This window comes from Pseudomonas sp. UBA4617 (assembly GCF_002386445.1).
Classification (GTDB): Bacteria; Pseudomonadota; Gammaproteobacteria; order Pseudomonadales; family Pseudomonadaceae; genus Aquipseudomonas.
This window is the reverse complement of the sequence record NZ_DGIR01000010.1, coordinates 12,727-30,387: the sequence shown is the minus strand read 5'-3', so window position 1 is coordinate 30,387 and position 17,661 is coordinate 12,727. Positions and strand designations below refer to the sequence as shown.

At 64.2% G+C, this 17,661-nt stretch carries 19 protein-coding genes; 6 read left to right on the top strand and 13 right to left on the bottom strand.

Going from position 1 to position 17,661, the window contains the following annotated elements; genetic code table 11:
- Window positions 1-22: 22 nt before the first annotated feature.
- A complete protein-coding gene (locus B4L76_RS03520; protein WP_296230543.1) occupies window positions 23-925 on the bottom strand; it encodes a DMT family transporter in 903 nt (300 codons plus the stop codon).
- Between the two features lie 263 nt (window positions 926-1,188).
- Between B4L76_RS03520 and B4L76_RS03515 the strand changes: the two genes are divergently transcribed.
- Window positions 1,189-2,064 (top strand): helix-turn-helix domain-containing protein, encoded by an 876-nt coding sequence (locus tag B4L76_RS03515; protein WP_296230542.1) that lies wholly within the window; start codon window positions 1,189-1,191, stop codon window positions 2,062-2,064.
- Window positions 2,065-2,092: 28 nt separating this feature from the next.
- Here B4L76_RS03515 and B4L76_RS03510 read toward each other — a convergent pair whose 3' ends face one another.
- The 6 genes from B4L76_RS03510 to B4L76_RS03485 all read right to left on the bottom strand — a co-directional run bounded on the left by B4L76_RS03510 (window position 2,093) and on the right by B4L76_RS03485 (window position 8,370).
- Window positions 2,093-4,483, bottom strand: a complete 2,391-nt coding sequence (locus B4L76_RS03510; protein WP_296230541.1) for a TonB-dependent siderophore receptor — start codon at window positions 4,481-4,483, stop codon at window positions 2,093-2,095.
- 136 nt (window positions 4,484-4,619) lie between these two features.
- Window positions 4,620-5,597, bottom strand: a complete 978-nt coding sequence (locus B4L76_RS03505) for a FecR family protein (RefSeq protein ID WP_296230540.1) — start codon at window positions 5,595-5,597, stop codon at window positions 4,620-4,622.
- On the bottom strand, window positions 5,594-6,160 hold the full coding sequence (locus B4L76_RS03500) for an RNA polymerase sigma factor (RefSeq protein ID WP_296230539.1): 567 nt from the start codon (window positions 6,158-6,160) through the stop codon (window positions 5,594-5,596). The genes B4L76_RS03505 and B4L76_RS03500 overlap by 4 nt, the downstream gene beginning before the upstream one ends.
- 4 nt (window positions 6,161-6,164) lie before the next feature.
- On the bottom strand, window positions 6,165-6,491 hold the full coding sequence (locus B4L76_RS03495; protein ID WP_296230538.1) for a DUF3325 domain-containing protein: 327 nt from the start codon (window positions 6,489-6,491) through the stop codon (window positions 6,165-6,167).
- Window positions 6,491-8,068: a PepSY-associated TM helix domain-containing protein gene (locus tag B4L76_RS03490; RefSeq protein WP_296230537.1), complete on the bottom strand. Its 1,578-nt coding sequence runs from the start codon at window positions 8,066-8,068 to the stop codon at window positions 6,491-6,493. The genes B4L76_RS03495 and B4L76_RS03490 overlap by 1 nt, the downstream gene beginning before the upstream one ends.
- Complete coding sequence (locus tag B4L76_RS03485; RefSeq protein WP_296230536.1) at window positions 8,065-8,370, bottom strand: DUF3649 domain-containing protein; 306 nt, start codon at window positions 8,368-8,370, stop codon at window positions 8,065-8,067. The genes B4L76_RS03490 and B4L76_RS03485 overlap by 4 nt, the downstream gene beginning before the upstream one ends.
- A 235-nt stretch (window positions 8,371-8,605) precedes the next feature.
- Between B4L76_RS03485 and B4L76_RS03480 the strand changes: the two genes are divergently transcribed.
- The gene (locus B4L76_RS03480; RefSeq protein WP_170032556.1) at window positions 8,606-8,953 is read left to right on the top strand and encodes an HPF/RaiA family ribosome-associated protein; all 348 of its coding nucleotides are present in this window, start codon (window positions 8,606-8,608) and stop codon (window positions 8,951-8,953) included.
- 123 nt (window positions 8,954-9,076) lie between these two features.
- Window positions 9,077-9,367, top strand: a complete 291-nt coding sequence (locus B4L76_RS03475) for a DUF3509 domain-containing protein (RefSeq protein ID WP_225779223.1) — start codon at window positions 9,077-9,079, stop codon at window positions 9,365-9,367.
- A gap of 3 nt (window positions 9,368-9,370) precedes the next feature.
- Here the strand turns inward: B4L76_RS03475 and B4L76_RS03470 are convergent, their stop codons facing one another.
- Window positions 9,371-9,841 (bottom strand): phosphate-starvation-inducible protein PsiE, encoded by a 471-nt coding sequence (locus B4L76_RS03470; RefSeq protein ID WP_225779224.1) that lies wholly within the window; start codon window positions 9,839-9,841, stop codon window positions 9,371-9,373.
- Between the two features lie 222 nt (window positions 9,842-10,063).
- On the opposite strand from B4L76_RS03470, the gene B4L76_RS03465 reads away from it, so the two are divergent.
- Window positions 10,064-10,327 carry a YebG family protein gene (locus B4L76_RS03465; protein ID WP_063913370.1) on the top strand — a complete coding sequence of 88 codons (264 nt, stop codon included), beginning with the start codon at window positions 10,064-10,066 and terminating at the stop codon, window positions 10,325-10,327.
- 30 nt (window positions 10,328-10,357) lie between these two features.
- Here B4L76_RS03465 and B4L76_RS03460 read toward each other — a convergent pair whose 3' ends face one another.
- A complete protein-coding gene (locus tag B4L76_RS03460; protein WP_296230531.1) occupies window positions 10,358-11,377 on the bottom strand; it encodes a Leu/Phe/Val dehydrogenase in 1,020 nt (339 codons plus the stop codon).
- 124 nt (window positions 11,378-11,501) lie between these two features.
- Between B4L76_RS03460 and B4L76_RS03455 the strand changes: the two genes are divergently transcribed.
- Window positions 11,502-12,308, top strand: coding sequence for a SirB1 family protein (locus B4L76_RS03455; RefSeq protein ID WP_296230529.1), 807 nt, complete (start codon window positions 11,502-11,504; stop codon window positions 12,306-12,308).
- Here B4L76_RS03455 and maiA read toward each other — a convergent pair.
- The 3 genes from maiA to hmgA are packed head-to-tail and all read right to left on the bottom strand — an operon-like array spanning window position 12,302 to window position 15,543.
- Entirely contained in the window at window positions 12,302-12,934 is a 633-nt protein-coding gene (gene maiA / locus B4L76_RS03450; protein ID WP_296230528.1) for a maleylacetoacetate isomerase, read from the bottom strand. The genes B4L76_RS03455 and maiA overlap by 7 nt on opposite strands.
- 12 nt (window positions 12,935-12,946) lie before the next feature.
- The gene (gene fahA / locus B4L76_RS03445) at window positions 12,947-14,239 is read right to left on the bottom strand and encodes a fumarylacetoacetase (RefSeq protein ID WP_296230526.1); all 1,293 of its coding nucleotides are present in this window, start codon (window positions 14,237-14,239) and stop codon (window positions 12,947-12,949) included.
- A 2-nt stretch (window positions 14,240-14,241) separates the two neighbouring features.
- A complete protein-coding gene (gene hmgA / locus B4L76_RS03440; RefSeq protein WP_296230525.1) occupies window positions 14,242-15,543 on the bottom strand; it encodes a homogentisate 1,2-dioxygenase in 1,302 nt (433 codons plus the stop codon).
- Between the two features lie 174 nt (window positions 15,544-15,717).
- On the opposite strand from hmgA, the gene B4L76_RS03435 reads away from it, so the two are divergent.
- Window positions 15,718-16,515, top strand: a complete 798-nt coding sequence (locus B4L76_RS03435; protein ID WP_296230523.1) for an IclR family transcriptional regulator — start codon at window positions 15,718-15,720, stop codon at window positions 16,513-16,515.
- 217 nt (window positions 16,516-16,732) lie between these two features.
- On the opposite strand, the gene B4L76_RS03430 is transcribed toward B4L76_RS03435, so the two are convergent.
- Window positions 16,733-17,647 (bottom strand): SDR family oxidoreductase, encoded by a 915-nt coding sequence (locus B4L76_RS03430; RefSeq protein ID WP_296230522.1) that lies wholly within the window; start codon window positions 17,645-17,647, stop codon window positions 16,733-16,735.
- Window positions 17,648-17,661: the final 14 nt, after the last annotated feature.

The window sequence follows — 17,661 nt, the reverse complement described above, 5'->3', positions numbered from 1 at the left end:
CCTGCCTGACACGGCGCCGCTCCTACACAGTTCTCGACAGCCCAGAGGCGAACTTGGCCCTGGGCTTGCGAAACACCAGTACATTCCCCGCCATCACCGCCACCAGCCCCAACAAGGCAGGCGCCGTCCACTGATACCCCTCGGCCACCGCCGACACGTTCAACGCCACCAGCGGGAACAGCACCGTGCAGTACGCCGCCCGCTCCGGGCCCATGCGCCCGACCAGGGTCAGGTAGGCGGTGAAGGCGATCACCGAACCGGGGATTACCAGGTACAGCAACGAGCCGATATAGCGCGCATTCCACTCCATGCTGAACGGCACGCCGCTGATCACACAGAACAGCGCCAGCATCGCTGCGCCGTAGACCATGCCCCAGGCATTGGTGGTCAGCGGCTTGAGCCCAGCCTTCTGCTGCATGCTCGAGAGCATGTTGCCCGCCGAGAAACACAAGGTGCCGAGCAAAGCCAGGCCAAGACCATACAGGGTCTCGCGGCTGGCCGTGTGGTGGGACAGCTCCGGCCAGAACAACAGGCCCAGGCCGAACAAGCCCAAGGCGCCGCCGGCAAGCACATTGCTGGCAATCTTCTGGGCAAAGAAGATCCGTGCGTTGAGTGCGTTCCACAACGTGGCGGTGGAAAACACCACGGCAATCAAGCCGCTGGCGATCCACTGGCTGGCACTGAGGAAGCAGATGAAGTTGACGCAAAAAAGGCACAGGCCCTGGGCCAGGCAGATCTGGTGACCACGCCGGTTCATCGGCTGCAGGCGGCGGGTGAGCAAAAGGAAGGCGAACAGGATCAGCCCGGCCAAGGCGAAGCGGTAGACGATCGAAACCGGGATGGCGACCACGCCCAGCTGAAGTTTGAGGGCGATCCAGGTAGTACCCCAGATCAGCACGGTAAGCAGATAGAGCGACAAGTTCATGGCGGCGGTTCCTTGGGCCTTCAAGATCGGTGCCCGGCGCTTCGCGGCTAAAGCCGCTCCCGCAGGGACCGTGCTGCTCTCGAGGCTGGCGCGGTCCCTGTGGGAGCGGGTTCACCCGCGAATCGAGGGCGCAGCCCTCGCCGAGGCATTTCCAGTGTTCTCCTGTCGAACACCCACGCGCTTGCACAAACTTGCGCATTTGTCCCACGGGTAGCTGTAAGCCTGCCCAAGGCGCAGTAGGATGGCTGCAAGAGGAACAACCCATGACGCCATTCAGCCAACTGCAAGTGTTCAACGCCATGCACGCCTCGCCCAACGCCCGGCTGGAGCTGAGCGCACAGCTGGGCGACGGGCTGGCGGCGGCGTTGTGGAGCAACCGTGACGATGCCCGCGACTACCAGGCACCCAGCCACCACACCCTGTCGTGCTACATCGCCGACGGCACCGGCACCTTCCGCCGCCAGCGCCCGGCCGACAAGGGGGCGCCGAACAAGCTGTGCGTGATGCCGGCCGGGCAGGAATCGAACTGGGTGGTCAATGGCGCTATCCGTTTGGCCCACCTGTACATCAGCGAGACGCAGTTCGCCCTGGGCTGCGTGCGCCTGCTCGACCGCGAACCGCGTGAGCTGCAACTGCAGGAAGCGACCTTTCTCGACGACCCGCAGCAGGCCGCGCGCTTTCGCCAGCTGACCACCCTGGACTGGGACGAACCTGGCGAGCGCTTGCTGGCCAGCAGCCTGGCGCACGAAATCGTCGACCATGCGCTGCTCAACCAGGTCGGGCTGCGCCATGGCCTGCGCATGAAAGGCGGGCTGGCGCCGAACCTGCGCCGGCAGATGATCGATTACATCGAAGCACACCTTGACCAGCCCATTACCCTGGGTGAACTGGCCGTGCGCTGCAACCTGTCCGAATACCATTTTGCGCGCATGTTCCGCGCCAGCTTCGGGCTGCCGCCGCACCAGTACCTGCTGGCCCGGCGCCTGCACCGGGCCTGCCAGCTGCTGCGGCTGGGAATGATGCCGCTGGGCGAAATTGCCTTGCTATGCGGGTTTGCCAGTGCCAGCCATTTCAGCAACCGCTTCCGCCAGGCGATCGGTGCGACACCCGGTGAATACCGTTCGGCCATTCGCGGCTAAAGCCACGAAGACGCCGGCACAGGCTGGTCTAGAACTCGAAGGTGCTGGACAGGCTTACCTGCCGCGGATCGCCGATAGCCACGAAATACTGGTTCACTGCCGAGCTGTAGTACACCTTGTCGAACAGGTTCTTCACATTCAATTGCACGAGCACCTTGTGCTCGTCGAGCCGGGTTTCATAGCTGGCAAAGGCATCGGCCACTGTATAGGAAGGCAGATCGAAGGTATTGGTCGAGTCACCCGCCCGCTCGCCCACATACCGCGCCCCGGCACCCAGGCGCAAGCGGTCGCCGCCAAACAGGCTGCCGTAATCGTACACCGCCGACAGCGAACCACTGTGCCGGGCCACGTTCTGCAGGCGGTTGCCCTTGAGTTCCGGGTCCTTGGTCACTTCAGCATCGGTGAACGCGTAGCTGCCGATCAGGCTCCAGCGCTCGCTGAGCTGGCCGGTCAGGTCCAGTTCGATACCCCGCGAACCCACTTCACCGGCATTGCTGTACACCGTCTCGCCCGTGCCTTGGTCGAGGCTGGAAACCAGCACGTTGCGCTTGGTGATGTCGAACAGCGCGAGGGTGCCGGTGAGGCGCCCCGGCATATCGAGCTTGGCCCCCAATTCCCAGGACTTGCCCTCCTCCGGCGCCACCGAGCCGTCCAGCACCACGTTGCCGACCAGCGGTGCGATAGTCGAGTTGGGCTTGAACGATTCGCTGTAGCTGGCATAGAACGACAGCTGCTCATCGACCTTGTACACCACACCCGCGTGCGGTACCCAGGTCTGGCCGTTGCTGTCGGTGTTGACCTGGAACGGGCGCCCGCGACCGGCGTACTGGTCGTATTGCTGAAAGCGCGCACCGGCCACCAGGATCCAGTGCTCATCCAGGTGCAGCGCGTCCTGTACGAACAGCGCATCGGTGCGCAGCTTGTCGGTCTGGTCGCTTTCCTTGGCACCGACCGTAGTGCCCTCCACTTCCTGGCCATAGACCGGATTGACATAGCTGAAGGTCGATTGGGCTTTCTGCCGGATCAGGTCACCGCGGAAGATCTTGCGGTCCTCATGGTCGATGCCGAACAGCAGGTCGTTCTGCATGCCTGCCAGTTGCACGTTGCCGGCCAGGCTCAGGGTGGCGAACTGGTCACGGCTCATGGCGTCATGCGTGCCGTCGATGCTGCGCGCCAGCGTGCCGCTTGTTTCATTGACTTTGGTCACCCGCACCTGACTGGCATCGTAGGTCTCGCGGTTGAAGCTGTAGCCGAAATGCAGCTTCCAGTGATCGGCCAGCTGGTGGTCGAGCTCCAGCCGGTACAGGTCGGAACGCCCCTCCATGTCGTTGAATGGCTCATCCAGGCGCCGCGTGGCCGGGATGTCCAGCGGGTGGCCGTTGTTGCCAAATGCAGTGCCCCGATCGAACGGTGAGAGAAACTCGCGGTGCTCGTAGGCCAGTACCACCTGGGTGTCCTCACCCAGCCAAGCCAGCGACGGCGCCACCAGCGATTCGCGGTGCACGCCGTAGTTGCGCCAGTAGTCCTCGTCCTCGTGGTCGACGATCAGGCGGTAGGCAAAGTTGCTGTCGCCCAGCGCGCCGGTACTGTCGAAGCCGCCGCCGCTGCCGTTCTTGCCACTGCCGTAGGTCGAGCCGCGCACGTTGAGGGCGTTGTACTGCTGCAGCTGCGGCCGCTTGCTGACCACGTTGATTACCCCGCCCGGGTCCTGGATGCCGTACAGCAGCGACGCCGGGCCCTTGAGCACTTCGACCCGCTCGGTGCTGGCATTGAGGTTGCGGCCCTGTACCACCGGCATGCCGTCGCGCATGATCGATCCATCCCGGTTATCACCGAAACCACGCTTCATCACCGTGTCGGCGGTGCCGCCAAAGTTGTTGCCCTGGGTGATGCCGCTGACGTTGGCCAGGGCGTCGTCGAGGTTGCGCGGGGCCTGGTCGCGAATGACTTGGGCCGGCACCACGTTGATCGCCTGGGGAATGTCCTGGCTCGGACCCTGCCCGCGCATGATCGAGGCGCTGGCCGGAGGCTGGTAGCTGTAGTCGTCCAGTTCCGAGGTGACCGTGGTGGCCTGCAGGCTGAGGGCGCCAGAGGTATCCAGCGTTTCCAGGGTAAAGGTGCGCGCGTCGACGCGACGCCAGGCCAACCCACTGCTGCCCAGCAGTTGCTGCAGGGCCTGCTCGGCGCTGTACCGGCCGTTCAGCGCCGGGGCCTGCCCGCCGGGCAGCTCCAAGGTGTAGACCACGCCCTGGCCAGTGGTGCGACTGAACGCATTGAGCGCTTGTGCCAAGGGTTGCGCGGGCTGGGCGAAGGCGTACGTCTGCTGTAGCTCGGCAGCACAGGCCAGGGGAGCGAAAACGAGGGCCGGCAGCGCGGACAGGCTGAGCCAGAGAGGGACGCAACGCGGGGTGAACTTCATGGACGCTGACCTGTGAGAGGGTTATGACTGCGAATGAATCGCACTTCCACTCATTACACGGATGTCACGACCTGTTACCTCACCTGCTATTTGAAAATATTTTTACCTGTTCCCGCGAAGAGGCCGGCACAGGCGATTATCGGATGACCGTCAACCGTCCCAGCACAGTCTGCCGCGAAAAGCCCATCACCTTGCCCAGCGAATCCAGCGCCGGCAACGGTTCTGCCGCGGGAAAACTGCCACTGACCTTGCGCTGCCCCAGTTCGCCGTCGAGCAGCAGGATGCGCCCCGGGTAATAGCGCCCCAGGTCTTCGACCACCTGCGCCAGCGGGACCTGGTAGTAATTCAGCCAACCCTGGCGCCAGGCCAGGCGGGTGTCGCTATCCACTGTCACAAGGTCACCCAGCCGGCCTGTAGCGTAGGTCACCTGCTGGTTGGCCGTCAGTTCGCGCTTCGCGGCTCCCGGTGCCGGGCTTACTGCCACCCGCCCGCTACGCACCGTGACCTGGGCGCCTTCGCCCTGCTCACGCACTTCGAACTGCGTACCGAGTACCCGCACCTCGCCCCCCGCTGCTTCGACCAGGAATGGCTCACCGGTATGCGTGACCTGGAAGAATGCCGCGCCATACAACAAGCGCACGCGGCGCTCACCTCGGACAAAATCGACTGCAATTGCGCTCTGCGCATCCAGCGTCACTTGCGACTGGTCAGCCAGCATTACCTGCCGCACCTGCCCGGCGCTGCTGTAGTCAGCCTGCAGGTCCTGCAACCACAGGCCAGGCTGCCAACCCCCGGCAATGCCCACGGCCAGCACCAGGCAGGCCGCCAGTGCGGCGAGGCGCTGCCGCCACGGCGACCTGGCCACTGGCCGGGCCATTGCATCCAGATAGCGCTGCAGGCCTTGCTGTTCTTCGTCAGCCAGGCGCGCCGCAGCGGTGCCGCTGGCCTGCCACAGCGCCTGCGCCTGGGCGAAGGCTGCACGGTGCGCGGGGTGGCTCAGCAGCCAGCGTTTGAACGCGGCCCCATCGGCGTGGGCGGGCTGCTCGTTGATGCGGCTGAGCCATTGCAGTGCAGCCTTGGACTGCGCCTCGGTAATCGGCGGTAGATGGCTCATCGACGGGCGCTCCCTGGCCGGCGTGGAATGGACGCGGGCTCGGCCACACTCGCCTTGCACGCCTCGAGGGCGCGCATCATATGCTTTTCCACTGCACTCTGGGACAGTTGCATGGCCTTGGCGATCTCGCCGTACTTGCACCCGTGAATGCGATTGAGCAAGAAGATCTGCCGGGTGCGCTCGGGCAAGGCGCGCAAGGCGGCTTCGATGCGCTGCAGGTCATGGTCGACCTGCACGGCCTGCTCCGGCGCCTGGGCTTCATCTACCGGCAACGCAGCTTCGACGACACGTTCGCGGCTGCCCTCACTGCGCAAGTGGTCGATGGCCAGGTTGCCGGCGCAACGCAGCAGATAGGTATCCAGTGCCTCGACCTTGACCACCGGGCGGCGCCAGAAACGCAGAAACAGCTCCTGGACCAGGTCCGATGCCGTGGCCCGGCAACCGACCCGACGACTGACCAATGCCTCCATACGCGCGCGCTGGGCCTGGAACACCTCGACGAAACGCGCACGCCCACCGCCGTTGTCGGTGTCCGGCTCGAACATGTTGCCCTGTTCACTCATCAGGTCACCCGGCGTACACGACAAGCAACGGCCCCAGCACCATGCTGGCGGCGGCCAGGCCCAGCAGCAGCCGGGGCAGGTATGGCAGGCCGAATACCCACACGGTCGCCCCGGCCATCAGCACCGCGACCCATTGCACCAGGCCATGGGCCCAGCCACGCAGGTGCACGCTCAGTACCAGTGCAGCCAGCAACAGCAACCAGCCGGCGCTACGCAACAGGCGCAGCTGGCCTGGGCGCGGCTTGCGCCCGAACAAGTCGGCGAAATGTTTTTGCATGGCCAGGCACAGGGCAACCAAGCCTGCGAATGTGATCAGCGCAATGCCCGCCATCAGCTTGCCCCCGCCGTTTCGGCAGGTGGCGTTCTGGCTGCGTGCCGGGCGCGTCTGGCAGCCACCCCGGGCTTGCGCGACAGCTTGCCGGCAAGCCAGGCGAGGAACAGGCCGGTCGCCAGCGCCGTCAGGTCGAAGCCGGCCATGGCCCAGTCGCCTGCCGGCAGCGAATGGTTCAGGCCTTGGCCGGTGGTCAGGGCGTTGAGCAGCGGCAGCAGGGCAAAAGCCAGCGCGCCCAGTGCCAGTTGCTCGGCCCAGGCCCGGTACCCACTGCGCAGCATGGCATGCACCAGCGTCCCCCCCCAGGTGATGAAGAAGGTATCGACCTCCCAGTCGGCCCGGCCTTGCACCCCCAGCGGGATCAGGCGGTTGGCCCAGAAGAAACCGGCAACGGCCAGCAGCAGCCCGCTCATGCTGGCGATGTTGAGTACCTCGATCAGGCGCAGCTCGCCCGGCAGGCGTTCGGTCCCGGCATGCTTTAGCTGACGCTTGCCCAGCCACATCACCAGCCCGGTGCCGATCACCGCGGTACCCGCCAGGCCAAACAAGAAATACAGCCAGCGCAACCAGGGCCCTGCGAAATTGCCCATGTGCAGGCCGGCAAAACTGAACGCGGTCATCATCACCCCACTCTCCGGCTTGCCCTGGCTCAGCAGGGCACCCGTGGAGCCATCGAATGTCCAGTTGGCGCTGCGCCGGTAGGCGACGTGGTCGGCCGAGGATTGAGTGAAAGTTACGCGGGCATTGCGGTCGCCCGGATTCTGCACCTGGATATCGCCGATACGCGCGCCCGGCTGCAGCGCCTGCACCCTGGCGTACAGGCCTGCCAACGGCACCAGCGGTGCGGCGACATGGGCTGGCGCAGGCGCTTCGTTGCGGCCGAACAGATCGTTGAAGTACTTGCCGGTGTCATTGCCGTAGCTGGCCATGATGCCCGCCGGCATGACCATGTACATGAACAGCACCAGGCTGCTGTAGCTGATCATCAGGTGGAACGGCAGCACCAACACGCCGATGGCGTTGTGCCCATCCAGCCAGGAGCGCTGGCCCTTGCCGGGGCGGAAGGTGAAGAACTCCTTGAAGAACTTCTTGTGGGTGATGATGCCGGTCACCAGCCCCAGCAACATGATGAATGCACAGAACGTCGACAGCCAGCGGCCATAGGGGTGCGGCATCTGCAACTGGAAATGGAAGCGGTAGAAGAATTCGCCACCGCGGCTGTCACGGGCCTGCAGCGGCTCACCGGTCTGGGTATCGAGGGTCTGGCTGACAAAGCCACGCGGCCCGCCATTGGTGTCGCGATAGCCCACATTCAAGCCCGCCTCACGTGCATTGGGCATGCGGATGAACCACGTTCCCGAATGACCTGCGTGGTCCAGCAGGTAACGCTGGGCCACCTCCAGGGCATGGGTCGGATCCAGTGTCTGACTACGCACTTCCGGCCTGGACCAGTGGGTGATCTCTTCCTTGAAGTACGACAGCGTGCCGGTGAGGAATATGGCAAACAACAGCCAGCCGAAGATCAGGCCGGTCCAGGTGTGCAGCCAGGCCATGGCCTGACGGAAGCCTTCTTTCATGCGCTTGTCATCCAGTAGGCCAACCCGCTGATCACGCCCAGCAGTACAGTTGGCGCCAGCACACCCAGCCAGGCGCGCAAAGCGCTACGGCAGGCGAAGCACCAGATGAACGCCAGCAGGTAGAAGACGAATGACAGCAACAGGCCTGTGAGTGTGGCATCGACCTGCGGCAACGGCGCCACCAGAGCAATGCAGACGCTGGCCATCGACGCCAGCAGGTAGCCGCCCAGCAGGGCGGCCAGGCTGCGTGAAGTCACGGCCAGGCGATAGCTGATCGGGAGGCTGGCGGTTTTACGCGTCATGGCGAACGGTTGGGCGTTATCGGGCGTTCAATAATAATGATTTCAATTCTCATAAGCAAAGCCTAAGCGCTGCGTGGTCAACTGTGGCCCCATATGCAACAAGAAATTTATTTTCAAAAAAGGCTTGAATTCGTTTCGCCGTTGCCTGACCTTAGAGTCAAGAGACGCAGAAATTCCAAGGGTCTCAAAGGCCTAGGCGCGTCTCCATGCGAGCAAGCTGAATAAGGATTGAATCATGCAAATCCAGGTCAACAGCAGCAACCATTTCGAAGGCAACGCCCGGCTCGACCAGTGGGTCCGCAGTACCCTGCAGAATTCACTGGAACGTTACGAAGACGACCTCACCCGCATCGAGGTGCACCTGCGCGACGAGAACGGCGCCAAGCCCGGACCGCATGACAAACGCTGCCAGATGGAGGCTCGCCCCAAAGGCCATCAACCGATCTCGGTGACCCACACTGCAACTTCGCTGGACCAGGCAGTCGATGGTGCCGCGACCAAGCTGAACCACGCGCTGGAACACTTCTACGGCAAGCTGCGCAGCAAGCGCGGCGCCCTGGAACTGAATGACCCGGACGCCTGATCGGTAACGCAAGCAACGCCCGGCCTCGTGCCGGGCGTTTTCGTTGGTGTCGATCAACGGCGCTGAACCAACTGCCGAAGGCGTCGGTCAACCCCTGCAGTCATTCATTGCAGAAGCACCACCATGAACAACCCATTCGAACGAATCAGTGCTGCATTCGCCCACGAATACCGGGTCAACCTGAGCATCGCCAACCTTGACGGCAGCATCATGCTGACCCTGTCCGACGACAGCGGCGTAGTCGCCAAGCGTCTCATCACCCAGGCCCAGCGCAATGACCCGGTGCGCCTGCAACGGGTGATCGACAGCATCCGCCTGGGCCTGGCCATCGAACACAACCAGAACCCCTTGCAAGTACTGGCCGCACTGACCCGCGACGCTCAGCGCGAGCCACGCCATTTCATGGCCAACTGAGGGCTACTTGCCCTCCTCCACTTCCTTGCCATTGGCATCCAGCACCTTGGTCGAGGGGTAGCGGTACGAGGCGTAGCGCACCACCAGGATCGAGAACGCCAGCAGCAGGATGCCACCGCACAGGTACAGCAGCCCGGCGTCCGGCGCCTTGTGGTGCGAGACATCGCCGATCAGCAGGCGGGTCAGTGCAGTGATGGCGACGTACAGCAGGAAGCGGATCGGCATGTGGTTGGTCTTGAAGTAGATCCCCACCATCGCCCCCAACTCCAGGTAGATGAACAGCAGCAGAATGTCATCGACGCTGACTCCGCCCTTGCCGAGCATGTCCAGGAAGGTCATCACCGCGGCATAGGCGGTAATCGCGCCAATGCCGAACAGCGCCAGGTAATGGAATGCCTCGACACACAGGTTGCCCAGCGAGTCGGCCGAGCCGTGCAGGCCCTTGCGCAGCTTTTCTGCCCATTTGATGTTCACGATGTTCCATTCCCCGATACGTCTTGAAGGATGATGCGCCACCGGTGTGACGCTTGTGCCATGCAGTTAAAGGGCCAGGCCCTTGCCTTGGAAGGCGACCGATTGCCGCAAGGCACGCGCCCACGGGCTGAAGAATCGGCTTGCGTGGCAGTAGCAAATGCCATTACTGTATATGGATACAGTAGATCGTAACCTAACCAGCAAAAGGCATAGAGGTGATGAATGGCCGTCGAAGTGGTATACCGCAGCAGCCGCGATCCGGAGCGCTTGTTCATGGATAAGGCCGAAGCAGACCGTCACGACAAGATGCTCGAACTGGCCGAGCGCCTGGCCGAAGTGCTGCACAAGGCCGTGCCCTCGCTGACCGAGCAGCAGGTTGAGGAAGCCGGCATCTACATGGCCAGGAACCGCGATGTGTTCGCCCGCGCATTCAAGAGCCAGCCGGATGCGTTGGCCGAGTTGCTCGAGGCGCCAGCAGCCGAGTAATACCTGCGCTGGCCTTTGCAGGAGCAGCCGTCAACCGTAGAGCAGCCGCTCCGCCAGCATCTGTGCCACCCGCGCCGGCGAGCGTTTCTGGGCCTGCGCATGGCCGAACACTTCGGTCAGCCGCGAAGGTATCCGCGCCAGGTGCGCGGTGATGGTACCCAGGTCCTCGCCACGGTGGGTAAGCGCCACGTAGATCAGCCCACCGGCATTGATCACGTAGTCCGGCGCATACAGAATCCCGCGCGATTCCAGCTGGTCGGCCACCTGCAAGGTGGTCAACTGGTTGTTCGCCGCCCCCGCCACCGCCGCGCAACGTAACTGCATCACGCTCTGCCCGTTCAGCACCGGCCCCACGCCACAAGGCGCGAAGATGTCGCAAGGGGTGCTGAGCAATGCATCGTTGGTGACCGGCTTGGCATCGAACTGCTCCACTGCCAGCCGCACCCGCCCGGGGTCCAGGTCGCTCACCAGCAAGTCCGCCCCCGCCGCATGCAGTTGCTCGGCCAGCGCATAACCGACATTGCCCAGCCCTTGCACCGCAACCCGCAGCCCCTGCAGGTCATCACTGCCAAGCCGGAACGAAGTGGTTGCACATATGCCGGCAAAAACCCCCATCGCCGCGTGCGGTGAAGGATCGCCGCAGGCCGTGGTGCTGGTCACATGCGGAGTACTCTGGGCAATGCAATCCATATCCAGGGTAGAGGTGCCGCTGTCCACGGCAATGATGAAGCGCCCCTGCAAGGTATCGATGAAGCGGCCAAAGGCCTCGAACAGCGCGGCACGGTTTTCCACATGCGGGTTGCGCATGATCACTGCCTTGCCGCCACCCAATGGCAGGCCGGCCAGCGCTGCCTTGTAGCTCATGCCCTGGGCCAGGCGAATGGCGTCGGTCATGGCGCTTTCGTCGTCGGCATACGGCAGGTAGCGACAACCGCCCATGGCCGGCCCCAACTGTTCACTGTGAATCGCCACCACGGCCTTGAGGCCGGTGGGCGGGTCGGTGAACAGGTGCAGCGACTGGGTACGGGTGCTTTGCATCAGTGCGAACATCGACAGGCTCCCCTGAGAGGTGCTCATTCCAGTATAGGCTTGGCCCTTGGGCCTAAGCCGCCGCCGGACCACTGGACGAAACCGTGTAGCGAGGCTAATACTCAAGCGTGTGTGGAGAAGCCCCATGAAGCCACGTCAAGCCTGCCTGGCCTGCCTGGAACGCGAGCCCGTCGCCCTGCTGGAAGCCGCATTGTGGATTGCCGCCGAGCATGACCGCAGCATCGAGCCCGCGGCCAGCCTGGCCACGCTGCATGACCTGCAACGCGAGATCAGTGCCAGCCTGCCGCTGCTGCCGCTATGCGAACTGGCCCAGCCACTGTTGCGCCAGCTCAATGCCCTGGGTTTCCAGCAGGATGAGTATCACCCCCTGCGCCCGCATGCCGCGATGATGGACAAGGTGCTGCAGCGCCGCCGTGGCCAGCCGTTGGCCCTGGCCATCCTCGCCCTGGAGCTGGCCCGACGCCTGTCCATCCCCCTGGAGGGCGTGGGCTTTCCTGGCCATTTCCTGCTGCGCGTGCCGGGTGCCGACCACCTCCTCGACCCCTGCGGCGGCCGACGCCTGTACCCCAACGACTGTCGCGAACTGCTGGCGCGCCAGTTCGGCCCGCAGGTCGCGCTGACCGCCGAGCACATGCGCAGTGCCAGCCCCGCGCAGATCCTGCAACGTCTGTCACGCAACCTGCGCCAGTTGCACATCAGCAACGACAACCACCTGGCGGCACTGATCGATGCCGAACGGGTCATGCAACTGGGGCCGGTACAAGTCAGCGACTATGTGACCCGCGCCTCGCTCTACCAGCATCTGGATTGCCCGCAGGCCGAGCGCTTCGACCTGGAGCATGCCTTGCTGCTGACGGAAGACCCGGTCCAGCGCCTGAAGCTGTCCGAGCGTATCGGCAAGCTTCCGGCGGCGAACCGTTCCATTCACTGAGCCGGGCAGTCCGGCTGTTGGGCGGGGTGTGCCTTGGCGAACGCCGGATGCCCGGCCGCCAGGGCGGCAACCCGCTGGATGCGCGGGAAGCCGTCGAGGTCGATGTTGAAACGTTCGGCTGCATACAACTGCGGTATCAGGTAGACGTCCGCCAGGCCTGGCTTGTCGCCAAAACAGAAGCCGTGGTCGCCGATCAGTTGTTCCACCGCCGCCAGCCCCTGACTGATCCAGTGGCCGATCCACTGGTTGACCTGGGTCTCATCATGCCCGGCCTGGCGCAGCCGGTTGAGCACACTGACATTGTGCAAGGGGTGGATATCGCAGCCGATGATCGCAGCCACACCGCGCACCTTGGCACGCGCCTCCGCAGTGGCAGGCAGCAACGCGGGTTGTGGATAAACCTCTTCCAGGTACTCGATGATAGCCGGTGACTGCACCAGCAGCTCAGCGCCGTCAGTGCGCAAGGCCGGCACACGGCCCTGCGGGTTGACGGCGACGTAGCCTGCACTGCGTTGCTCACCCTGCAGCAGGTTGACCGGCAGGGACTGGTAGGCCAGCCCCTTCAGCGCCAAGGCGATGCGCACCCGATAGGACGAGGTGGAACGGTAATAGGTGTACAGCTCCATGCCCCTGCCTCCTCAGTTGGCCGCGATGACCGTACCACGGCATTCGCCGAAGCCGATGCTGGCCACGCCTTCACGCACGCAGCGGCCACGCAGGATGATCTCGTCGCCGTCCTCGAGAAACTTGCGTACCTCGCCACTGGCCAGCTCCACCGGGTGTTTCCCGCCTTCGGTGATCTCGAGCAGACTGCCGAACGAACCAGGCGTGGCACCCGACAGCGTGCCCGAACCGAACAGGTCGCCCGGCTGCAACTGGCAGCCATTGACACTGTGGTGGGTCACCAGCTGCGCCACGGTCCAGTACATGCTGCGGGTGCTGCTCAAGGTCAGGCGGTGCGGGGCCATGCCCTGCTCGCGCATGCGCTCGGTCAGCAGCAGCACCTCGAGTTCGATATCGAACGCACCGGCGGCCTGGTCGCGCTTGTCCAGCAGGTACGACAGTGGCTGCGGATCGCCTTGCGGGCGTGGCGGCTGGGCGCAACGGAACGGCTCCAGCGCTTCGGCAGTGACGACCCATGGCGAGATGGTGGTAACGAAACTCTTCGACAGGAACGGGCCCAGTGGCTGGTATTCCCAGGCCTGGATGTCTCGTGCCGACCAGTCGTTGAGCAGGCACAGGCCGGCCACGTGTTCGGCGGCATCGCCGATCGGGATCGCCTGGCCGATTTCATTACCCTGGCCGATCCAGATACCCAGTTCCAGCTCGTAGTCCAGGCGCGCACAGGGGCCGAAGCTTGGCTCGCTGTGCCCGGCCGGCAGGGTCTGGCCCTTGGGGCGGCGCACGTCGGTGCCGGACGGGCGAATGGTCGAGGCGCGGCCGTGATAACCGATCGGCACGTACTTGTAGTTGGGCAGCAGCGGGTTGTCGGGGCGGAACAGTTTGCCGACGTTCCTGGCGTGTTCGATGCCTACGTAGAAATCGGTGTAGTCACCGATCTGCGCCGGGACATGCAGCTGGCAGGTGCTGGCCGGATACAACGCCGGCTGCAGCGCCGCCTGGTGCTCGCTATGCTCGCCCAGCAACACCAGCAGACGTTCGCGCAAAGCCACGCGGGCGCCGCGACCGAGGGCAAAGAATGCGTTCAGAGCGCCACCGCGGGTGGCTTCCACAGCGGCCTTGGCGGCGCCGTCGAACAGGCCGGCGGCCAGCACTGCCTCGAGATCGAGGATCGCGTCGCCGATGGCCACGCCACAGCGCCTGGCTTCCCCGGGCCGGCTGAAAATGCCCAACGGCAGGTTCTGCAGTGGGAAGTCGCTGTGCCCGTTGGCGTGCTCCACCCAGCTACGGGCAATGGCGGTCTGGTTCATGGTTATCTCCGGTTCGGGTTGAAGGTGCTCGGCAAGGTGGCCCAGCAACTATCGTAGTCGGCCTGCAATTGCGGGCATTCGAGGGCCTGCTGGCTCGGGCGCAGCACCTGGCTGGTCTCGAACATGAAGGCCATGGTGTTGTCGATCTTGTGCGGCGCCAGGTCGGCGGCAATGGCCTTCTCGCAGGTTTCGGCATCGGGACCGTGTGCGCTCATAACGCCGTGCAGCGAGGCACCGCCGGGCAGGAAACCTTCGGCCTTGGCGTCGTAGGCACCGTTGATCAGGCCCATGAACTCGTTCATCAGGTTGCGGTGGAACCATGGTGGACGGAAGGTGTTCTCGGCCACCATCCAGCGAGGCGGGAAGATCACGAAGTCCATGTTGGCCATGCCATGCACACTGGTCGGCGAAGTCAATACCGTGAAGATCGACGGGTCCGGGTGGTCGAAGCTGACCGTGCCGATGGTGTTGAAGCGCCGCAGGTCGTACTTGTACGGTACGTTGCTGCCGTGCCAGGCGACCACGTCCAGCGGCGAGTGCTGCAATTCGCAGGCCCAGTGTTCGCCAAGGAACTTCTGCACCAGCTGCACCGGGCCTGCGGCCTCCTCGTAATGCGCCACCGGGGTGAGGAAGTCACGCGGGTTGGCCAGGCCGTTGCTGCCGATCGGGCCCAGGTCGGGGAGACGCAGCGGTGCGCCGTGGTTTTCGGCAATGTAGCCACGCGCCTGGCCGTCGAGCAGCTCGACGCGGAACTTCATGCCGCGCGGGATCACTGCGATTTCCAGCGGCTCAACCTGCATGACCCCCAGCTCGGTGGCGATGCGCAGGCGGCCTTGTTCCGGCACCAGCAGCAGCTCACCGTCGGCGTTGAAGAACACCCGTTCCATCGAACGGTTGGCGCGGTAGATGTAGATGCTGACGCCAGCCGGTTTGTCTGCTGCCGAATTGGCCACCATGGGTAGCCAGCCTTCGACGAAGTCGGTCGGTTCGCTGGGGATCGGCTGGGGGCTCCAGCGCAGGCGGTTTGGGGTAATGGCGCCCAGCGGGGCGGTCAGTGGCTGGCGCGCCAGACGCTCGAAACGTGGGTGCAGCGCGGACGGGCGAATACGATACAGCCAGGTACGGCGCAGCTCGCTGCGGGCCATGGTGAACGCCGTGCCCGAGAGCAGCTCGGCATACAGCCCGTACGGCGCCTTTTGCGGCGAGTTCTGCCCGACCGGCAGGGCACCCGGCAGGGCTTCGCTGGCAAATTCGTTGCCAAAGCCGCTGAGGTAGTGAAGGTCGGGTGTCGTATCGCGATTCATCGATGCCTCCGGGCTCTGGCCGAGCCGTTGCTGGCAGCTGGCTACCGATCCCGATCGGGTTGGCAGCGCGTCTGCGTTGTTTTTATCGTAATCAGATTACGAATAACGTAATTTGCTCCGGGCAATGCGTCAAGCTATAAAGGCGCGACGCGAAAATTCCGGAAACAGATGTCCATGACCAAAGCCAGCTCCCCCGCCGACAACGGCAAGCAGAAAGTCCGCTCGGCAGAGGTTGGCACCGATATCCTCAAGGCCCTTGCGGAACTTTCCCCCTCCACCTCGCTGTCGCGCCTGGCTGAGCATGTGCAGATGCCGGCGAGCAAGGTGCACCGTTATTTGCAGGCGTTGATCGCCAGCGGCTTTGCCGAACAGGACGCCGCCACCAACCATTACGGCCTGGGGCGCGAGGCCCTGCGGGTAGGGTTGGCGGCGCTGGGCAGCATCGATGTGCTGAAAATCGCTGCGCTGCCGTTGTCGCAGCTGCGCGATGAACTGAACGAGAGCTGCTTCATTGCCGTCTGGGGTAACCAGGGCGCGACTGTGGTCAGCATCGAGCCGGCAGTCCGCGCAGTCACCGTGGTCACCCAGATCGGTTCGGTACTGCCGCTGCTCAGTTCATCCACCGGGCTGGTGTTCGCCGCCTACCTGCCCGAACGCGAGACCGTGGAGTTGCGTGACCGGGAACTGGCGGCCCTGCAGCACAGTGCTGCCGATTACCAGGCAGTACTGGCCGGCATCCGTGAACGTGGCCTGCACCATGTTCACGGGCTGCTGATGCCCGGCGTGGATGCGCTGTCGGCTCCGGTGTTCAATGCCATGGGGCAGATCGCTGCGGTGATGACCGTGGTCGGGCCAACATCGATCTTCCACGCCGACGAGCATGGCCCGGCGGCGCGACGGCTGCTGGCGGCAGCACGGGAAACCAGCTGGCGGATGGGCTATACACCTGCGGCACTATTGCCCGAGGCGTAAAGGTGAATGTCATAAGCCGCTATTTTTCCTACAGGATCAAGCGCTTATTCTTAACTCACTGGCCGGCATGAAGGGCTCCCCCCCGCCTTTCAGGCCTGCGAGGTTCACCGACGTAGATTTTGAAGCTCCTTGATCTGACGTCTCGATTGGCCGCTGCGGTTTGCAGCGGCCTTTTTTATCTGCACTGCAGATAATCTTCGCCTGTGCGGCAAAGGTTTCAGCCCAACGGGTACTTCTGCAGGTTCGCCATCATCTGCTGCAAGGCCTGCAGGCTGTCCTGCGGGTGCACCGCCCCTTCGAAGTCATCGATGCGCGCCCAGTTCTCAGCCACCTGCTCTGGGGTAAAGCCCTCACGCGGATCGAAACCCACGCCCAGGCTACGCTCCCAACGCACCTTGCCCACCCAGCCGCCGCCCACTTCGAACAGCTCCCCGCTGGCCTCGCACTGCTCGCTGCCCAGGTACACCACCAGCGGGCTGACCAGTTCGGGCTTGAGCCGCTCGAACACCTGGGGCGGGATCAGCCCTTCGGTCATGCGTGTCCCGCCGGTCGGGGCGATGGCGTTGACCAGGATGCCATGCTTGCGCCCCTCGATCGCCAGGGTGCGGGTCAAGCCATACAGGCCCAACTTGGCCATGCCGTAGTTGGCCTGGCCAAAGTTACCGTAGATGCCCGACGTGGATGCGGTGAAAATTACCCGCCCCCAGTTCCGCTCGCGCAGGTGCGGCCAGGCGGCGCGGGTGACCTTGTAGGCCCCTTCGACATGTACCCGGTAGACCTGCTCCCAGTCGCTGTCCTCCATCTTGTGGAAGCTCTTGTCACGCAGGATGCCGGCGTTGTTCACCAGCACATCGACCCGGCCGAAGCTGTCCAGGGCCTGTTCGACGATGCGCGCGCCATGGCTGACCGAATCATGGCTGGCGATGGCGTTGCCACCTGCGGCGCGAATCTCCTCGACAACCCGGTCAGCGGCCGAAGCGCTGGCACCCTCGCCATGGGTGGAGCCACCGAGGTCGTTGACCACCACCCGGGCGCCACGCGCAGCGAACAGCAACGCATGGGCACGGCCCAGGCCACCGCCGGCTCCGGTGACGATCACCACGCGATCTTGCAGACGGACAGGCTCGCTCATGTACAGGGCTCCAG